At 61.6% G+C, this 18,100-nt stretch carries 14 protein-coding genes; 9 read left to right on the forward strand and 5 right to left on the reverse strand.

What is annotated here, in order from left to right; genetic code table 11:
* The first annotated feature begins 130 nt into the window (after positions 1–130).
* The gene (locus P12x_RS21780) at positions 131–1,399 is read left to right on the forward strand and encodes an MFS transporter (RefSeq protein ID WP_435006912.1); all 1,269 of its coding nucleotides are present in this window, start codon (positions 131–133) and stop codon (positions 1,397–1,399) included.
* A gap of 78 nt (positions 1,400–1,477) precedes the next feature.
* Positions 1,478–1,978 carry a hypothetical protein gene (locus P12x_RS21785; RefSeq protein ID WP_435006913.1) on the forward strand — a complete coding sequence of 167 codons (501 nt, stop codon included), beginning with the start codon at positions 1,478–1,480 and terminating at the stop codon, positions 1,976–1,978.
* 58 nt (positions 1,979–2,036) lie between these two features.
* On the opposite strand, the gene P12x_RS21790 is transcribed toward P12x_RS21785, so the two are convergent.
* Together P12x_RS21790 and P12x_RS21795 are read right to left on the reverse strand one after the other, a co-directional pair.
* Complete coding sequence (locus P12x_RS21790) at positions 2,037–3,605, reverse strand: ABC transporter permease/substrate-binding protein (RefSeq protein WP_435006915.1); 1,569 nt, start codon at positions 3,603–3,605, stop codon at positions 2,037–2,039.
* Positions 3,602–4,381: an ATP-binding cassette domain-containing protein gene (locus P12x_RS21795; protein ID WP_435006917.1), complete on the reverse strand. Its 780-nt coding sequence runs from the start codon at positions 4,379–4,381 to the stop codon at positions 3,602–3,604. Before P12x_RS21795 ends, P12x_RS21790 begins: the two co-directional genes overlap by 4 nt.
* Positions 4,382–4,505: 124 nt before the next feature.
* On the opposite strand from P12x_RS21795, the gene P12x_RS21800 reads away from it, so the two are divergent.
* The 4 genes from P12x_RS21800 to P12x_RS21815 all read left to right on the forward strand — a co-directional run bounded on the left by P12x_RS21800 (position 4,506) and on the right by P12x_RS21815 (position 10,422).
* A complete protein-coding gene (locus P12x_RS21800) occupies positions 4,506–5,339 on the forward strand; it encodes a sugar phosphate isomerase/epimerase family protein (protein ID WP_435006919.1) in 834 nt (277 codons plus the stop codon).
* Positions 5,336–5,791 carry a hypothetical protein gene (locus P12x_RS21805; RefSeq protein WP_435006921.1) on the forward strand — a complete coding sequence of 152 codons (456 nt, stop codon included), beginning with the start codon at positions 5,336–5,338 and terminating at the stop codon, positions 5,789–5,791. The genes P12x_RS21800 and P12x_RS21805 overlap by 4 nt, the downstream gene beginning before the upstream one ends.
* 233 nt (positions 5,792–6,024) lie before the next feature.
* A complete protein-coding gene (locus tag P12x_RS21810) occupies positions 6,025–8,472 on the forward strand; it encodes a DNA gyrase/topoisomerase IV subunit A (protein ID WP_435006922.1) in 2,448 nt (815 codons plus the stop codon).
* A 30-nt stretch (positions 8,473–8,502) separates the two neighbouring features.
* The gene (locus P12x_RS21815; protein WP_435006924.1) at positions 8,503–10,422 is read left to right on the forward strand and encodes a DNA gyrase/topoisomerase IV subunit B; all 1,920 of its coding nucleotides are present in this window, start codon (positions 8,503–8,505) and stop codon (positions 10,420–10,422) included.
* Positions 10,423–10,433: 11 nt separating this feature from the next.
* On the opposite strand, the gene P12x_RS21820 is transcribed toward P12x_RS21815, so the two are convergent.
* Positions 10,434–11,369, reverse strand: coding sequence for an MDR/zinc-dependent alcohol dehydrogenase-like family protein (locus P12x_RS21820; protein ID WP_435006926.1), 936 nt, complete (start codon positions 11,367–11,369; stop codon positions 10,434–10,436).
* A gap of 339 nt (positions 11,370–11,708) precedes the next feature.
* On the opposite strand from P12x_RS21820, the gene P12x_RS21825 reads away from it, so the two are divergent.
* From P12x_RS21825 to P12x_RS21835, 3 genes are all read left to right on the forward strand, one after another.
* On the forward strand, positions 11,709–12,662 hold the full coding sequence (locus P12x_RS21825; protein WP_435006927.1) for an acyl-CoA desaturase: 954 nt from the start codon (positions 11,709–11,711) through the stop codon (positions 12,660–12,662).
* A gap of 698 nt (positions 12,663–13,360) precedes the next feature.
* The gene (locus P12x_RS21830; RefSeq protein ID WP_435006928.1) at positions 13,361–14,779 is read left to right on the forward strand and encodes a glycosyltransferase family 87 protein; all 1,419 of its coding nucleotides are present in this window, start codon (positions 13,361–13,363) and stop codon (positions 14,777–14,779) included.
* 275 nt (positions 14,780–15,054) lie between these two features.
* A complete protein-coding gene (locus tag P12x_RS21835) occupies positions 15,055–15,984 on the forward strand; it encodes a dockerin type I domain-containing protein (RefSeq protein ID WP_435006930.1) in 930 nt (309 codons plus the stop codon).
* On the opposite strand, the gene queG is transcribed toward P12x_RS21835, so the two are convergent.
* Positions 15,966–17,117 (reverse strand): tRNA epoxyqueuosine(34) reductase QueG, encoded by a 1,152-nt coding sequence (gene queG, locus P12x_RS21840; protein WP_435006932.1) that lies wholly within the window; start codon positions 17,115–17,117, stop codon positions 15,966–15,968. The two genes, P12x_RS21835 and queG, sit on opposite strands and share 19 nt — an antisense overlap.
* A complete protein-coding gene (gene metF, locus P12x_RS21845) occupies positions 17,114–18,022 on the reverse strand; it encodes a methylenetetrahydrofolate reductase [NAD(P)H] (RefSeq protein ID WP_435006934.1) in 909 nt (302 codons plus the stop codon). The genes queG and metF overlap by 4 nt, the downstream gene beginning before the upstream one ends.
* Positions 18,023–18,100: the final 78 nt, after the last annotated feature.

Genomic DNA, 18,100 nt, shown 5'->3' on the forward strand with positions numbered 1-18,100 from the left:
TGTCCTGGAAAGTCGGGACGGCCTCCGCGCGCTCGTTGGAATCGCCCTCGACTCGGGTTATGTTGGTTCATCTCGCCGGGACACTCTCCAGCCCGGCCCCAGAATCCCACCCCGATTCGGAGCCTCCGCGATGAGCCTCGGTCTGAACATCCGCCTATCGATCATGATGTTCCTGCAATATTTCGTCTGGGGAATCTGGCTGCCCATCCTGGGGATCCATCTGGGGTCGGAAGAGGTCGGGCTCACCCCGGCCCAGATCGGCTGGGTTTACACCGTCTATGGCTTCGGGGCGATTCTCGGACCTTTCCTCCTCGGTCAGCTCGCCGATCGCTACATGGCCACGGAACGAGTGCTGGGCCTGGCCCACCTGATCGGCGGAGTGTTGCTCCTGGTCACCGCCTATGTCACGGGATTTTGGCCAATCTTCCTGCTCCTCTTCGCCTACTGCAACCTTTACATGCCAACGATGGGGCTCACCAATTCGATCACCTTCCGGACCGCCGGAGAAGGTAATCAGGACCTCTTCCCGGGGATTCGGCTCTGGGGGACGATCGGGTGGATTGCCGCGGGGCTCCTGTTCGCCGCCTATCGAAACAGCACGAACGTGGCGGCGTTGCGTCCCCTGTTCGACCTGGTCTCCGAGCCTTCCAGCCGCGACTGCCTCCGAATCTCCGGCGTCGTCTCCCTCTTCTACGGACTTTATTGCTTCACCCTGCCGCACACGCCGCCGACTCGGGTCGACCATGACACGACCCAGGTCAAGAAGTCGGCGATCCTGGAGAGCCTCGAACTCCTCAAGGTGAAGTCGTTCGCCGTCCTGGTCCTGGTCGCCGGCCTGATCGGGATCATGCTGGCCTTCTACTTCGCCTGCGAGAACATCTTCCTCAAGGATATCGGCACGCCCGAGGAGAGCATCGGCGGTTACATGGTGATCGGCCAGGTGGCCGAGGCCCTCGTGATCGGGCTGGTTCCATTCGTCGTGAACCGGTTCGGCGTCAAGAACACCATGCTGCTCGGCGCCGGTGCCTGGGCCGTCCGATTCGGACTCTCCTCGATCGGACAACCCTGGTGGTTGATGATCGCCACGATCGGGCTCCACGGATTTGCCTTCGCGTTTTTCTTCGTCGTGGCCCAGATGTACGTCGACCGGGCCGCCGGGCCCGACATCAAGGCCACCGCGCAGAATCTCCTGATCTTCATCATCTACGGTCTCGGCACGATCGTCGGGAGCCTGATGACCGGCTACGTCCGCGATTACTTCGAGAACGACTGGAGAAAGGTCTGGGCCGGCCCGTTCGTGCTGACCCTGATCTGCATGGTGATCTTCGCTTTGTTGTTCCGCGATACCGCGATCCAGAAGAAGTCCGTCGTCACCGAAGGGGACCCGCTCCTGGCTTGAACAATCTCCGCCATCCGACGGCTCGGGACCGGGAACCGGGCCGTCGGTCATTCATGCGTTTCGAGACGGAAGAATCGGATGAAAATTCCCCGATTGGCCCTGAGCCTCCGGACCTTGATGCTCGGCATCCTGGTCGTGGCCGTGATCCTCGGCTACGTCGCCTTCCGGATCGACCGGGATCGCAAGTGGGATGCGATCACCTCGACCGTACTCTCGCAGTCCGATCTGTCTGAAACGATCATTCGTGAGTTCGATCAGAAGACTCGCGCATTCGCCGACGCGCTGCATCCGCAAACCTATACGGCTTCCGGATCGGGTGGACCGGTCACGGGGCCCGAGGATGCCCGATGGGAGCGGGAACTCAAGATCGATTGCACCGTCGGGGAGGAGCCCAGGGCACTCGTCAATCTGAAGATCGGTAACCAGGTCCAGGATTTCAGGCTCGGGCCGATCCTGATCGAGGATCGTGGTGGGGAGTTGAACCGGCAACTCATCGAAAAACTCATCGAGGCCTTTCGTAAAAACAACTGGCCCCACCGAATTCTCCCCAACGCCATCTCCGCTACTCCCACCCCTTGAGAAACCTACCGACGGCCCAGGCTTCGAGAAAGGTGTCATTCGGCGGCGGACCGTCCGCTCATTGCTTGAGCAGGCCAACCGAGTCGAGATATTCGCGAGCAACGGCCGCCGGATCGCGTTTCAGGCCATCCACTTCGTGATTCAGTCGCCTCATGGTCCCCACGTCAATCCGACCCGAGAGCTTCTCGAAGACCTCGCGGAGTTGCGGAAACCGTTCCAGCGATTGGGAACGAGCCAGGACCACCGCCTCGTAGGGCGGGAAGTAATGTCGGTTATCTTGAAGCTGAACGAGGTCAAGCTCGGCGACCCGACCGTCGGTGGAATCGCCGGCACCGACGTCCAGGGTCTTCCTGGCAATCGCCTCATAAAGGAGATTTCGATCCAACTCGACGGGCCGGATGGCGAGATCGAGCCCGTACGCCCGGACCATCCCGGGATAGCCATCAGGGCGGTTCATGAATTCCGGCCCGAAGCCAGTCCGGAGAGCCTGGGCATGCCGGGAGAGGTCGGAGATCGTCTGGATGCCCAGCGATTCCGCTTGCTCACGCCTCATCAGGATCGCGAAGGTGTTCTCGAATCCGATGGGAGGCAGGGACATGATCCCCTCGGGTAGAAAATCCTGTTTGACCGTTTCTCGGACCCGTTCGGGATCGTTGTCGGGAGGGTGCTTGAGGAGCGTCGTGAGCGCGGTTCCGGTGTACTCGACATACGCGTCGAGCCCTCCTTGCTTTAGTGCGTTGTAACAGATCAATGACCCGCCGAGATTGAGCCGGCGATCGGCCTTCAACGGAGTGTAGGCCTCGACCAGATCGGCCAGCATGTGGCCGAGGATCACGGGCTCGGCCGAGTCCTTGGACCCGATTACGATCGTGTTCGACCTCGAAGATCCCCAGCCGTCTCCCCAGGCTCCGAAAAGCCCCAGCAGGACCAGCCCCGAGGTCGTGGCGATCGTCAGGACATTTCGAAAGGTCGATCGTCTCGCACGAGTCGGATCGAGGACACGTTCGAGTTCCCCGAGGGCGGCGTCGCAGGTCAGGGCGAGAACCGCGGCGGGAATCGAACCCAGGAGGATCAGTCGGGGGTCGGCCAGTGAAATCCCTCGATAGATATAGGAGCCCAGCCCTTTTGCCCCGATCGCTGCCGCGATCGTGGCCATTCCGACCGATGCCACCGCCGCGACCCGGACCCCTCCCAGTAGGACGGGGACCGCCAGCGGTAGCTCGACCAGGGTCAATCGCTGGACCGGGGTCATCCCCATCCCGAGCGCCGCCTCTGCCACCCCTCGGTCGACCCCTCGAAGGCCCAGGATCGTATTCTTGATGATGGGCAGGAGCGAGTAGATCACCAGCGCCGACAGCGCCGGAGGCTTTCCGATCTGACCTCGGAACAGGATCAGGAGGACGCCCAGGAGGGCCAGGCTTGGGATCGTCTGGAGGATGTTCGCCACGATCAGGATCGCTCGTTCCGCCGGCCTCGACCGGCTCGAAGCGATCCCCAGAGGCACGCCAATCGTCACGGCAATCAGGATGGCCTCGCCGACCAGATCGAGGTGAGCGGCCGTGAAGTCGAGCAATTCGCTCCGCTGCTCGAAGGCCAGCTTGAGGAAGTCCAGGAAGGCCGAGATCAAGATTGGGACTCCCCGTCGATGGCCGTCACGGCCCGAGCGTCCTGGAAGAAGGAGCGGACGAAATCGTTAGCGGGTTGATCGAGGAAATCAGAAGGACATCCCACCTGAACGACCTGGCCTCGATCGACCAGGGCAAGTCGATCGGCCATCCGACAGGCTTCGCGGAGGTCGTGAGTCACGAGAATGACCGTCTTGCCGAGGTTTCGTTGGAGATTTCGAAACTCGTTCTGGATCTCTCGACGGGTAATCGGGTCGAGGGCCCCAAAAGGCTCGTCCATCAGGATCAGCTCGGGGTCGGCCGCCAGGGCCCGAGCCACTCCCACCCTTTGCCGCTGGCCCCCGCTCAACTGGTGAGGTAGCCGCTCGCCCATCTGTTCGGGATCGATCCCGACCATCGAGAGGCAGCGACGGGCCGCCTCTTCCCGCTCGGATCGCTTCACTCCGATCAGCCGGAGGACCAGGCCGACATTGGCCAGGATGGTCAGATGGGGCATGAGACCGGATTCCTGGATCACGTAACCCATCGACCTCCGGAGCGCGATCGGGTCCCACTCGGTCGTCGGCTTCCCGCCCACTAGCACAGCACCGGAGGTGGGATCGATGAGACGATTAACCAGCTTGAGAAGGGTGGTCTTCCCCGAGCCGCTGGTTCCGAGGATCGCCAGGAACTCGCCCCGCTGGACTTCCAGACTGACCCCGTCCAGGGCGATATGACCATCGTCGAAGGACTTCCGGACATCCAGCCAGGAGACGATGGCTTCCGGGGACAACGGCATGAACTCGGGGCTCCTCGGTCGACGCGAGCGAAATCCTCGGCTACGATCACGATCGGACTCGACCATTCTGGACGATCTAGACCGGATCGGCCAGCGTCGCCTTTGCCGAAGGACCTCATTCATCATGATCCGCCTCGGGATCTGCAACGAGTTGTTCGAGGGATGGGACTTTGCCGAGGTCTGTCGGACCATCCGGGCGATCGGTTACGAAGGGATCGAAATTGCCCCCTTCACCCTCGCCCCGCTAATCACCGACATCTCGACCACTCGTCGGGAAGAATTGAAGTCGATCATCGAGGACTCCGGGCTTACCACGATCGGACTCCACTGGCTCCTGGCGAAGACCGAAGGTTTTTACTTGACTACCCCCGATGCAACGATCCGCCGAAAGACCGGCGACTATCTGATCGCTCTAGCCGAGGCGACTCGGGACCTCGGTGGGTCGCTGATGGTCCTCGGATCTCCCAAGCAGCGGGATCTCCTACCTGGCGTAACCCTTCATGAAGCAAATCGTTATGCCGCCGAGGTCTTTTCTCGGATCATGCCGACTGTTGGGGCCTGTGGGATCGACCTCTGCCTCGAACCCCTCGCGCCTTCCGAGACCGACTATCTCAACACTTGCGACCAGGCCGAAGCCCTGATCGCGGAGGTCGGTCATCCCAATCTGGTGCTCCACATGGACGTGAAAGCTCAGAGTTCCGACCCGGGGGGTACCGTCCCCGAACTGATCGCAAGGCACGCAGCCAGGGCCGGCCACTTCCACGCTCAGGATCTGAATCTGAAAGGCCCTGGGATGGGGGAGGTCGACTTCGGGCCTATCCTCAAGGCTCTGGTCGATGCAGGTTACGACCGGTGGGTCTCGGTCGAGGTCTTCGATTATTCGAGCGGTGCCGTGGAAACCGCGACGCAGAGTCTCACCTGTTTGCAGCGAGAGCTGGAACTGGCCCGATCCGCGTGAATCCGACCAAGTCTCGCCCTGCTGGCCGGATCATCCACCAGGGCCTCTCGGTCCTGACCGGGACGATGCTCGTCGGCCTGACCTTCGGCTGGTCCCGTACTCTTCCCGACCAACGTCCTTTCGAGATCATCGGCGACCCCACGTTTCAATGCGGGACGATGCCTCGAGGGAGCTTCGGGAGACATCGATGGGAATTTCATAACCTGGGCACCACGTCCATCCGACTTCGAACTCGTTTCACCAGCGGTCGATCGGGATTCAGCCTCTGGCAGGGAATCTCCCATCGGATCGAACCGGGAGGGCGGATCGACCTCTTTTTGACCTGGCCGGTCCCAGGCCCGCCGGGGCAACCATTCGCGAATTATGTGCTGCTGAGAACCGACGTCTTCTCAGAGCCCGAGATCCGATTGCGGGTCGTCGGAAGCTCGGATCAGATCGACGACCGCGACTGACCCGGAAATGGTTCCATTGTCGCCTGCAACTCGGGCGACTCGACAATCCCAAAGAAGCTTCGTCATCTCATACACCAAGTCGTCCGATCAAAAGAGAAAGAGAGATCGCACCAGAGAAATTTTGTACAGTACGCTGTTGCAGATTGTTCGAGCGAAGTGTTAAATTCTTCGAGGATGACTGCGGTGTAAGGAGATGGGCGAGGCGGAGACCTCGTCCAAGGAGAGGGCAACAGATGGCAAGGAACAAGAGGGGCGGGAACGGCGACGGTCGAGCGGAGCCGCGACCCCGGATGGTGGTCGAGGATGTCCCGCTGGCCGAGGCGACACGCTCGCGCTACCTCAATTACGCCCTGAGCGTGATCACCTCGCGGGCCTTGCCCGACGTCCGAGACGGACTCAAGCCGGTTCAACGCCGGATCTTGTACACGATGTGGGACGACCTGCACATCACCGCCGACGGCCGTTACGTCAAGTGTGCCGAGGTCGTCGGCCGGGCGATGGGTAGCTATCACCCGCACGGCGATCAGTCGATCTACGATGCGCTCGTGAGAATGGCCCAGTCCTTCAGCCTTCGGTATCCGTTGATCGCGGGTTACGGCAACTTCGGATCGGTGGACGGCGACCCTCCCGCAGCGATGCGGTACACCGAATGTCGGCTGACCCCGATCGCCCAGGAACTGCTGACCGAGCTTCGTGACCGGACGATTGATTACCGCCCGAACTATTCCTCGACCACCGAGGAACCGGAAGTCCTCCCCGCCCAGTTCCCCAACCTCCTCGTGAACGGGGCGTCGGGCATCGCGGTCGGGATGGCGACCAATATCCCGCCCCACAATCTTCGAGAGGTCTGCAAGGCCCTGATCGCCTTGCTCGAAGATCGCGACCTTCCCATCGAGAAGTTGACCAAGCACATGAAGGGGCCCGACTTCCCCACAGGTGGCGTGATCCTGAATACACCCGCCGAGATCAATCAGATCTACGCGACCGGGCAGGGGCCGATCAAGCTCCGGGGGACATTCGAGCCCGATCCCGAGAAGCCTAATACGATCCTGATTTCGTCCATACCCTACGGCATCGAGAAGGACGCCCTGGTCGGCCGGATCGGCGAGTTGATCGGCAAGGGACAGGTCCCTCAACTCACCAACGTCAAGGATCTCAGCACCAACGACATCCGGATCGTCCTGGAACTCCGCCCGGGTGCTAATGTCGATGCGGCGATGGCCTATCTGTTCAAGAACACCCCGCTCCAGACCAATTACAACGTCAACCTGACCTGTCTCCTGCCCTCGGTCGCGGCCGAGGTCGCCGTCCCCGCGCGACTCGACCTGAAGGCGATGTTGTTGCACTTCCTCGACTTCCGACTTGAAGTCGTCACACGTCGACTCCGGCACGAGTTGGAGAATCTGCTCCGGCGGATTCACATCCTCGAAGGCTTCGCGATCGTCTTCGACCATCTCGACGAAGCGATCCGGATCATCCGCGCCAGCGACGGAAAGCCCGACGCCGCTCCCAAACTGATGGATCGGTTCGGACTCTCGGATCTCCAGGCCGATGCGATCCTCGAGACCAAGCTATATCGACTGGGTAAACTGGAGATCCAGGATATCCTCGACGAACTCGCCGCCAAGCAAGGCCGAGCCGCCGAGATCGAAGCCTTGCTGGCGGATGAACCGGCCCGATGGAACATCGTCAAACAAGAACTCGCGCAGATCCGGAGCGCCTACGGCGATGACCGTCGGACCAGGCTCCTGGACACTCCTCAAGTCCAGGTTGAATATCGCGAGGAAGATTACATTGTCGACGAGGATTCCTGGGTGATCGTGACCCGAGGGGGCTGGGTCAAGCGGCAGAAATCGTTCGCCGACGTGCCGAGCATCCGCGTCCGCGACGACGACCGCGTCGGCTGGATCTACCGCTCTCGAGCTCGCCAGACCATCACGTTCTTCACCGATCGAGGCGCGGCTTACACGATTCGGGCCAACGACATCCCGCTGACGACCGGTCACGGCGAGCCCATCGGCAAGAGCTTCGCGTTCGAGGACCAGGAGCAAATCATCGGGGTGATCTGCCACGATCCTCGATGTCTCCCCGACGTGTCCGCCACCCCCGCCCCATCCCCCGAGCCGGTTCAGGCCTTGCTCGGCGGCGAGCTGGCGAACATGAATGGCGACGGGCCGACTTCGGGACTTCCGCTCCCCCCTTACGCGATCGCCCTGACCTCGGCCGGAAAGGTCCTGCGATTCGCCCTCTCTTCCCATTCCGGGGTCTCGACCCGAAAAGGCCGCTCAGTTGTCAGATTGGATGCCTCGGTGCCCGACGACAAGGTCATCGGGGTCGAGACGACCGATGGGACCGAGAACGTTTGCCTGGCCACCAGGTCGGCCCGCGTCCTGATCTTCCGGGTCTCCGAGGCGAATGTCGTGGGAAGCGCCGCCAAGGGTGTGACGGCGGTGAAGCTGGACGCGAATGACCGGGTTATCGGTTTCACCCTGGCGAACAAAATGCGCGAAGGCCTGACGGTCCGGACCAATCGGGGGGCCACCCAGATCGTCCGGGCGACCAAATATCCCGTCACCTCCCGAGGAGGTCGCGGCTATGGGATCCTTCAGAGGGGCTCGCTCGAAGCCGTCCTCCCCGAAGACCCCATGCCGGTACCCCCGGTCGAACAGGTCGGCGAGTGATTCCTCGAAGTGTCTGGAAGGGAACGCCTCATGGCCATCGGAACGTATAACGCCGACTCGATCACGGTCCTGGAAGGCCTGGAGGCCGTCCGCCGTCGACCGGGAATGTACATCGGCGGTGTCGACAAGAACGGCCTGCATCACCTCCTCTGGGAGATCGTCGACAATTCGGTCGACGAGGTGATGAACGGCCACGCCACCCGGATCGTGGTGACGTTGGAGGCCGACGGCAAGACGATCTCTGTGGCCGACAACGGTCGAGGGATCCCCGTCGACAAGCATCCCAAGACCGGCCGGAGCGCCCTGGAGGTGATCTTCACGGTCCTCCACGCCGGCGGCAAGTTCGACAATGACGCTTACAAGGTTTCGGGCGGACTTCACGGGGTCGGTGCCAGCGTGGTCAACGCGCTCAGCTCGGAACTGACGGCGACCGTCCGACGCGACGGGTACACCTACCAGCAGGTCTTCCGTCGCGGCAAGCCGATCGGGTCGGTCGAACGAGGTGAGCCGGCCCGAGGTACGGGAACCACGATCACTTACACTCCCGATCCCGAGATCTTCCTCGAAGCGTCCTACGACTCCGAGATGATCGCCGAACGCCTCGAAGTGAAGACCTATCTCAATAAAGGGCTGGTGATCCAGTTTGTCGATAAACGACGTGGGGATCATTCGGTCGAGTTCCGCCACGATGGGGGAGTGGCCGACTTCCTGGACGCCGTGAACACCACCAGGGCCGACCAGAGGGTGGGGGCCCTGCCCTTCGTCCTGGAACGCGAGGACGACGACCTCCGCTGCCATGTCGCGCTCACCTGGACCGAGGCGACCGACGAGGACCTCCGTTCCTACGTCAACACGATCCCGACTCGCGACGGAGGGACCCACGAGCAGGGGCTCCGCGAGGCGGTCCGTTCGGCGGTCCTCAAGTTCATGAAGGAGCACGAGTACATCAAGAAGGGCCTCGACATCAAGAGCGAGGATGTCCGCGAAGGGCTGGTCGCCGTCCTATCCGTCTGCATCCACGAGCCACAGTTCCAGGGGCAGACCAAGGGTCGTCTTAACAACCCGGAAGTCCGGTCGTTGGTCGAGTCGATGGTCCGCCCCCGGCTCGAGGACTTCCTGCTCAAGAACCGGAGCGTCGGCGACGCGATCGCTCAGCGGATCATCCAGGCAGCCAAGGCTCGCGAGGCCAGTCGGGCCGCCGCCAGCCAGGTGAGGCGAAAGACGGCGATCAGCAATCGGCTGAATCTCCCCGGCAAGCTCCACGACTGCGACAGCACGAACCCCGACGAATCCGAACTCTTCATCGTCGAAGGTGATAGCGCGGGAGGATCGGCCAAGCAAGGCCGAGACCGAGACATCCAGGCGATCCTCCCCCTCAAAGGCAAGGTCCTCAATGCCGAGCAGGCCGGCAAGGCCAAGGTCCTCGACAATAAAGAACTGACCGACATCGTGAGCGCGATGGGTTGCGGGATGGATGATCAGTATGACCCGAGTCGGCTCCGGTACGGCAAGATCATCCTCCTGACCGACGCCGACAGCGATGGTCACCACATCGCCACACTACTGTTGACCTTCCTCTATCGACATCTCCCGGCGCTCCTCGAAGAAGGACGGGTCTACCTGGCATGCCCACCCCTCTACAAGGTCACTCACGGGCAGGAGACCCACTGGGCTGCCGACGACGCCAGCCGCGACCGGATCCTGGCCAAGCTGCCGAAGAATGCCAAGCCTAACATCACCCGATTCAAGGGGTTAGGCGAGATGCCGGCCAAACTCCTTTATGAAACCACGCTCGATCCCGCCCGCCGAAGACTCCTCCGAGTCACCATCCCGGACGACGACCGCCCTTACACCGAGACCACGGTTTCCGACCTTATGGGGAAGGAGCCCGAAGCCCGGTTCAAGTTCATCATGGCGGAAGCCTATACCGCGAAGGACATCGACATCTGATTGAGAGCGGGTCAAACACTGATAAGGATCTTGCGAGCCCCAGGTCGTCCTGCCGCCTCGAATGCCTCCTCGGCTCGGTCGAGCGGGTAAACCTCGCCGATCAAGGGTCGGACATCGATCGCTCTCGATCCCAGGGCCTCGATGGCTTTCGGAAACGGGCCGCATCGAGACCCTACCACTTGAATTTCATCGATCACGATCGGGGCAAGGCTGAGAGCGTGCTCGCCTGCGACGGTCGTCTTTAGGACGATCGTCCCGCAGGGACGGACGATCCCGATGGCGGTCGAGAAACCACTCGTGGAGCCGGTCGCGTCGATCACCACGTCCTGACTCCGGGCCAGAGATTTGACCTCTTCGAGCAGGACTGAACGAACGTCCTGACCCGCGATCGCCAGCTTCTCGGGGTGCTTGCCCACCAGAGTGACTCGGGCTCCGAGGAGCCGGGCGACCCAGGCGCACAGGATCCCGAGCTTGCCGTCACCGAGAACCGTCAAGGCGACCCCCGGCCCGATCGGGACCTGTTCGGGAACCCGGAAGGCGGCGGCCAGTGGCTCGATGAAGACCGCTTCTAGATCATCGATCGAATCTGGAACCGCATGGAGATTTCGATCGGGAACACAGACGAGATCGGCCATGGCTCCATCGTGATTCACGATGCCGAGGACGCTCCGATTCGGACAGTGTTGAGGGCACCCGGCGTGACAGGTCGGGCAGTCTTGACACGAATTATTGATCTCCGCCGAGACCCTCCGGCCCGAAGCATCGAGGCCGACAAACTCATGTCCCAGGATCCCTCGGAAGCCCATGTAGCCCCGCGCGAGTTGAAGATCGGTGTCGCAGATCCCGATCATTCGAACTCGAAGAACTGCCTCACCGGGGCGCGTAGAAGGCTCGGAAAGGTCGCGTTGGAGGCGGATGGATTCCCCATTACAGATCACTCCTCGCATCGCAAACCCCCTCTTTCATTCCACTTTCGACGCCGAAAAATCCTGATTCTTTCTTCCGGACTCACCTGGCAACATCCTCGGAATTGTTATACCATCGCCGACCTTCACGCCAGCTATCTCTCCTCGGATGCGGTTTCTTGTCGATAAGCCGTCTTTTTTTTCGGATCGATGGCGATTCCGACAGCATTCCGCGTCCCGTACTGATGCCGCGACCCGGAAACCGGTACTGTCGCGGCGCTCTCGGTCGGTTCATCCCTCTGGGTCATTCCGACCGACGATCGAGTTGACGTGACTGCGCAACGAGGCCCCGCCCCGGTTTTCTCGATTAGAAGGTTCAGCATGACGACACCGTCGACCACTATGTCTCATTCCAACAAAATTGCATGGCCGGCACTGATCTGGATCGGACTGCTCCATGTCGGGGCCTTGCTGGCCTTCGTCCCGGCTTTCTTCAGCTGGGATGCCTTGCTCCTCTGCCTGGTCTTACACTGGGTGACCGGTGGACTGGGTATCACGCTGACTTATCACCGCCTCCTGACCCACCGCAGCTTCGAGGTCAGGCCGAAGTGGCTCGAATACGTGATGACGGCCATCGGAGCCTCGGCTTCGGAGGGTGGCGCGATCGGCTGGGTGGCGGACCATCGCTGCCATCATGCCTTCTCCGATGAAGCGAACGATGTTCACAGCCCGAATCGCGGCTTCGGCTGGGCCCACATGTTCTGGTGGATGACCCCCGACATCACCTCGATCCATACCGAAGACTATTACAAGAAGTGGGCCCCCGACCTCTTGAAGGACCCGATCCATCGCTGGATGGATTCCTACCACATCTTGTTCCCGATCCTCGGCGCAGTGGCTCTCACGGCCATCGGTGGAATGCCCTATCTGGTTTGGGGTTTCTTCGTCCGCACGGTCCTGGTCCTCCATTCGACCTGGCTGGTCAATTCGGCCACCCACGTCTGGGGCTACCGCTCTCACGAGACGCGTGACACCTCGACCAACCTCTGGTGGGTCGCGATCATCACCTACGGAGAAGGCTGGCATAACAATCACCACGCTTTCCAGACCTCGGCCCGCCACGGGATGCGGTGGTGGGAATTCGACGCCACCTATCTCACGATCCGCCTGATGTCGATGCTTGGAATGGCCAGCAAGATTAAACTCCCGAAGCTGACCCATGCCGCGCCGATTATCAGCCCCGAGCGGGCGGCGAAGCAGGCCCGTAAAGCCAGGAAGGTCAAGGGAGGCCGACCGACCGACGAGCAGCCCGAACTCATTGGTGCCGGTCACTGATCGAACGCCGAAATGAGGCTAGAAATTGAGGCCGGGTCGCGGGACATCCCTCGATCCGGCCCTCCGTCTTTCCATTCCGGTCGTACTGGCCTTGAAACGACCGGGATGAACGTCGATGATGAAAACTCAAAAGCGGCCCTAGCTCAACGGCAGAGCAGGGGACTCATCAGTCAATGGTGGCGCCGGGGGGCAACCCCCGGTCGCGATCCGGGTGAATTGCGGGAACCCTAAACCGTCGGTCTTCGCCGATCGGCACGGCAATCCGCAGCCAAGCCTGGCTGGGCCTGGGTGGCCAGGAAGGTTCAGAGACTAGCGGGGTGAGTCCCAACAATAACCCCCGCCGAACGAGCGCCCGGCTTCCCCTGACAGTTGCCCGAACTTAGCAATTCGCTCGGCTCGGGTTCCGATTGGGGGAGGGTGAGATAGTCCAAGCCCTCCGGAAACGGGGGGATGTCTTGAATCCCTTGGTTGCAGGTTCGAATCCTGCGGGCCGCATCGCCGTGAAACCCTCGGATGTCTCGCCCTGCCCCCCCTGCCCTTTCGGTCGGGGTTGACGGTTCGGGCGACCTTGGGTATCAGTTCGGACCGTACGGAGATTCGCCGCGAGTTGGCCTCCTATCGGTTCAGGAGCGAACCTGGGACGTCGGCCACTTGTGCCCGCCCGGATTCCGGCCAGACCTCCAAGGAAGGAGCGAGCCGTGTCGCTAGTCACGCCGGGGATCGCCTCGGACCCCGACCGTCACGGCCGTCGAGCCGTCTGGATCGCCGCCCTGATCACCATCATCGGCGCAGGGATGATCTATGCCGACAAGGCTGCCGAGGACCGGAGCGCCTTCATCCGTTGGCGTCATCAGGTCCTGGAGATGATGGACGGGGCGAACATCTACGATATCTATTACTTCCCCAACCCGCCGATCATGCCGTTGACCCTCTATCCCATGATGACCCTGCCCCCGGTCGAGGGGGCTCTGGTCTGGTTCGGGATCAAGGCGGGCCTGGCAGCGGTCTCGGTGTTGCTCTGCCTGAGGATGGTTCGCCTCGGGGATCGACCGATTCCCTCGTGGGTGCAGGCGATGATCGTCCTGTTGAGCCTCCGACCGATCATGAGCGATCTGCACCACGGCAACAACAATATCATGATCCTTTTCCTGGTCGTGGCCATGTTGGCGGCCTGGAGGAAGGGTTACGATGTGCTGGCAGGGCTGATTCTGGCCTATGCGATCGCCTTCAAAGTCACTCCCGGGTTGTTCCTTCTCTACTTCGCTTATAAGAGATCCTGGAGGACCGTCGGGGCAACGATCGTGGGATCGGGATTATTCCTACTGGTCATCCCCAGCATCTTCATTGGGCCCGCCTTCAACTGGCTCTGCCTGAAGACCTGGTGCTACCGGATCATCTTCCCCTACATGGGAAATGATGCCGTCGGGGATCAGGAGATCAATCAGTCCATGGTGGGAGTGCTCTCCCGAATGCTCACGGAGTCGACTCGACAGGGTCGCTACGCGATCAAACTCAGGGTGAACTTCGTTTCGTGGGATCCGAAGCTCGTCGTTGGAATGCTCAAGGGCCTCTCGATTGCCCTGATCGGGTTGCTGGCCTTGCTCTGCCGGACGAGGATCAAACGACGGGACGACCCTCGGTTGCTCGGAGAATTCGCGCTGGTCGTTTTGACGATGCTCTTCGTCTCGGAACGAAGCTGGAAGCATCATTTCGTGACGCTTTTGCTACCCTATACGTATCTCTCTTACAGGGTTGGAGTGGCAGGCCTCTCACCGAGGGTCCGCTGGACGCTCGGGAGTGCCCTGGCGCTCTCCGCCGTGATGATCGCAACCACATCATCGGAGATGGGAGGCCTCTTTGCCCGGAACCAGGGGCATAAGATCGCACAGGCTTATGGCATGTTCCTGTGGGCGGCCGTGGTGATCTATGCCGCCACGGCCTGGCGAGTCTGGGCCGAGGGCCGCGTCGATCCCGGCGAGCTGGGATTGGACGGTTCGCACCCGCCGACCTTGAAGGGGCCACACCAATCGCTCGCCCGGATGGTCCGAGGCGAGTGGGCGATGTCTTCGGGAGCAAAGATCCGTGAAGATCGAAGTAACCCGCTGAGCACGAGTTGATCTCGGAAGTCCCGATCTGGATTTCAACAAGGATGTGGTCCTCTGATCGGGCTCCGAATCAATCCGAGGTCGAACATCGATCGTTCTCAGTGACGCCGGCGCCCCCCGTGTCCCGTCACGTCCGCAGATAGACCGACCGACTCGCCGCCCCGCGCGGGGTGGCCGTCTCTCAATGTTACGTGGCCATGGAGGGCCCAGCCATGAACCCATCGAATCCCAAACCCCGTCGTCCCAAAACTCCGACGCTTGCCCCAGAAGTGCTGGAAGCGCGAGAGATGATGACAGGGGGGGTCGGTTCTACCTTCGCAATCATGCCCGCCACGATTACCAAGGCGGGTGGCGTCGCGAAGATCACCTTCAATCTCGACCCGAAACTCTTCACCGACCCCGGTAACAAGCCATTCGTCCTGGGAATCGACGTCGCCCCGAACCAGGGATCGGCGGCCAATCCGGTCGTCCGATCCGTGATGAACCCCCAGGGGAAGAACCTCTCGGTCAGTCATGCGGCCTTCGATCCCAAGGTGACCCGGACCGGGGCATCGGCCGACAGTAAGCTCTCCAGCGCGGCACTGGTGACGATCCCCGGCCTCCCTTCGAGCAAGGCCACCGCCGCCACTGCGAAGGGGGGAAAGGCCAAGGCCGCCTCGGCCGCCCCTTACACTTACACCGTTAAGGTGGCGGGCTTGGGGAAGGCCACCGGTAGCATCCTGGTCGGGTTCTATCTCCCCGGCAACGCCAGCGGGAGCGGCGTCGTCCAGCAGGCCGATATCAACGCGATCAAGTACGGCTTGAACACGACGGCAAATGACACGACCGGCAAGTACTCGTTCGACGCCGACGTCGATCGAAACGGGAAGATCGACAACAAGGACCTGAAGATCGCCCGGAAGAACCTGGGGGTCGGGACGACGGTCTCGCCCGTGATCTCGGCGAATCTCGATCCCACGGGTGTCGTGGACATCAACAAGCGAATCACCAACCAGCCCGTAGCCACGGTCACCGGGGTTGCCACGCCGAACTCGGTCATCTCCTATTCGCAGCCCTACATGGTCCCGGCGACGTCCGTTGCCGACGCGGCTGGCAATTACTCGGTCGCGGTCAACCTGGCCCCAGGGGCGAACACCTTCAACGTCACCTCGACCGATGCCTTCAACCAGAAGATCACCGGTTCGATCGCCTCGATCACCTACAACGTCCCGTCCTGAGTTCGGGGTCGAACGGCTGCCAGGGCCCGGCGGACCGCATCGCGTGCCGCCGGGTCGGCATCATCCCTGGCCCGTTCCAGGGCATCGACCGCTTCGGGAGAACCAATCCGGCCCAGGGCCCAGGCGGAAGCTCCCCGGATGACGGGATCCTGATCCTCAAGCCGTCCGATCAGGACGGGCAATGCTTCGAAGACCCGGCCTGCGCCGAGTAACAACGCGGCATTCCGGAGAAGTCCCGATCGCTTGGATCGCGAGAGGGCCGTTCCCTTGATCGCCCGGGAGAACTCGGCCGGATCTGCTCCCAGCCAATCAATCAGGTCGGGATTGGCCCACTCCGGCCTCGGATCGAGCGCCGGCTCGCGTCCGGGAGGGGCCTTCCGATTCCAGGGACAAACGTCCTGGCAAATATCGCATCCGAAGACCCATCCGTCGAGCCGATCCGCCACTGCTTCTGGAATTGGTCCTCGATGCTCAATAGTCCAGTAACTGATGCATCGGCGGGCATCGAGTTGGTAAGGACCAACGAAGGCATCGGTCGGGCACGAGTCGAGGCATCTCCGGCAAGTCCCGCAATGGTTAGTCTCGTGAGGAACATCGTATTCGAGTTCGATGTCGACCAGCAGAGACCCCAGCACGGTGAAACTTCCGGCCCTTCGATCGATCAGGCAGGTATTTTTCCCAATCCACCCGAGTCCGGCCATCCTCGCGAAATCCCGCTCCAATAGCGGCGCGGAATCGCAGACGCCGCGACCAACAACTCCTGGACATTCCAGCCTGAGCCAATCGAGCAGGGAGTCGAGCTTGCGCCAGAGGATCTCATGATAGTCGGCGCCTCGGGCATATCGTGCCACCTTACCTCTGGGAAGCTCCGAGCCATTCAAACCGGGTGTCCCGTAGATCATCCCGACCACGATGACTGATCGGGCTCCTTCGAGGATGAACCGAGGATGTGCCCGGGCTTCGGCCTGACGCTTGAGGTAAGCCATCCCGGCCTCTCGGCCTTGCTCCAGCCATTCTAGATAACGGCCATAGCCCGTCGGGACCACGGCCGGCGCAACACCCACCAGCTCGAATCCCAGCCGACGAGCCTCGTCCTTAAGCCGGTCGGTCAGCCCCGAACCCTGGTCACTCACTGAACCCGGAGGGCGAGCGAGTCCTTCACCCCGAGGTTTTCGTAGATCCGCCGCGTCGCGTCCGACTTATTTAACGTATAGAAGTGGACACCCCGGACGTTGTTATCCAGCAGGTCGCGACATTGCTCGGTGGCCCAGTGGATGCCCACCCTGGCGATCGACCCATCATCGGAACAGCGGTTCACGGCCTTCTGGAGATTTGCGGGCAAGCGGGCACCGAGAGCAAGCTCGGCCATCCTGATGATTCCCGACCTGCTGGAGACGGGCATGATCCCGGCGAGGATCGGAACATGGATTCCCGCCTGATCGCATCGATCTCGGAAGTCGTAGAAATCGCGATTATCGAAAAAGAGCTGGGTACAGATATAGTCGGCCCCGGCGTCCACCTTCCGCTTGAGGTGATCCATCTCCTTCAGCCGATTGGGGGTCTCCGGGTGGCCCTCCGGAAATCCGGCGACTCCCACGCCGAAGCCCCTGGAATCGGGAAGTCCCTGCCTGGATTTGATGAAGCGAACCAGCGCTTCGGCGTACTGGAAGGCGTCCCGGGAGCGGTCGTAATCGCTCACCTTCCTGGGCGGATCTCCCCGGAGTGCCAGGATATTCTGGATCCCGGAGACGGCGTATCGATCGAGAATCGCGGCGAGTTCCTCTCGCGAATGGCAGACACTCGTCAGGTGAGAGACGGCGGTCAGGTTGGTCTCGCTTTGAATCCTGACGATCAGATCGTGGGTCCGCTCTCGGTCCGAGCCCCCTGCCCCGTAAGTCACCGAGACGAAAGAGGGTTGGAGGGCCTGCAACTCGGCGATGTGAGCGAATAATTCCCCCGACGCCGCATCGGTCTTCGGCGGGAAGAACTCGAAGCTGAACGTGGTGGGATGGTCACGAAAGATGTCGAGGATATGCATTAGTTGATCGTTCTCAGATAGGTCGAGGTTGGCACCTCGTCGATCCTTCGGACTTCAGGATAATCGAGCGGGACCTCC

The organism is Tundrisphaera lichenicola (genome assembly GCF_051175385.1).
GTDB lineage: Bacteria > Planctomycetota > Planctomycetia > Isosphaerales > Isosphaeraceae > Tundrisphaera > Tundrisphaera lichenicola.

Bases quoted from the DNA above. Each gene is read 5' to 3' on its own strand.
- P12x_RS21780 (WP_435006912.1), top strand. From the start codon at position 131: ATGAGCCTCGGTCTGAACATCCGCCTATCGATCATGATGTTCCTGCAA.
- P12x_RS21785 (WP_435006913.1), top strand. From the start codon at position 1,478: ATGAAAATTCCCCGATTGGCCCTGAGCCTCCGGACCTTGATGCTCGGC.
- P12x_RS21795 (WP_435006917.1), bottom strand. From the start codon at position 4,381: ATGCCGTTGTCCCCGGAAGCCATCGTCTCCTGGCTGGATGTCCGGAAG.
- P12x_RS21800 (WP_435006919.1), top strand. From the start codon at position 4,506: ATGATCCGCCTCGGGATCTGCAACGAGTTGTTCGAGGGATGGGACTTT.
- P12x_RS21810 (WP_435006922.1), top strand. From the start codon at position 6,025: ATGGCAAGGAACAAGAGGGGCGGGAACGGCGACGGTCGAGCGGAGCCG.
- P12x_RS21815 (WP_435006924.1), top strand. From the start codon at position 8,503: ATGGCCATCGGAACGTATAACGCCGACTCGATCACGGTCCTGGAAGGC.
- P12x_RS21820 (WP_435006926.1), bottom strand. From the start codon at position 11,369: ATGCGAGGAGTGATCTGTAATGGGGAATCCATCCGCCTCCAACGCGAC.
- P12x_RS21825 (WP_435006927.1), top strand. From the start codon at position 11,709: ATGACGACACCGTCGACCACTATGTCTCATTCCAACAAAATTGCATGG.
- P12x_RS21835 (WP_435006930.1), top strand. From the start codon at position 15,055: ATGATGACAGGGGGGGTCGGTTCTACCTTCGCAATCATGCCCGCCACG.
- metF (WP_435006934.1), bottom strand. From the start codon at position 18,022: ATGCATATCCTCGACATCTTTCGTGACCATCCCACCACGTTCAGCTTC.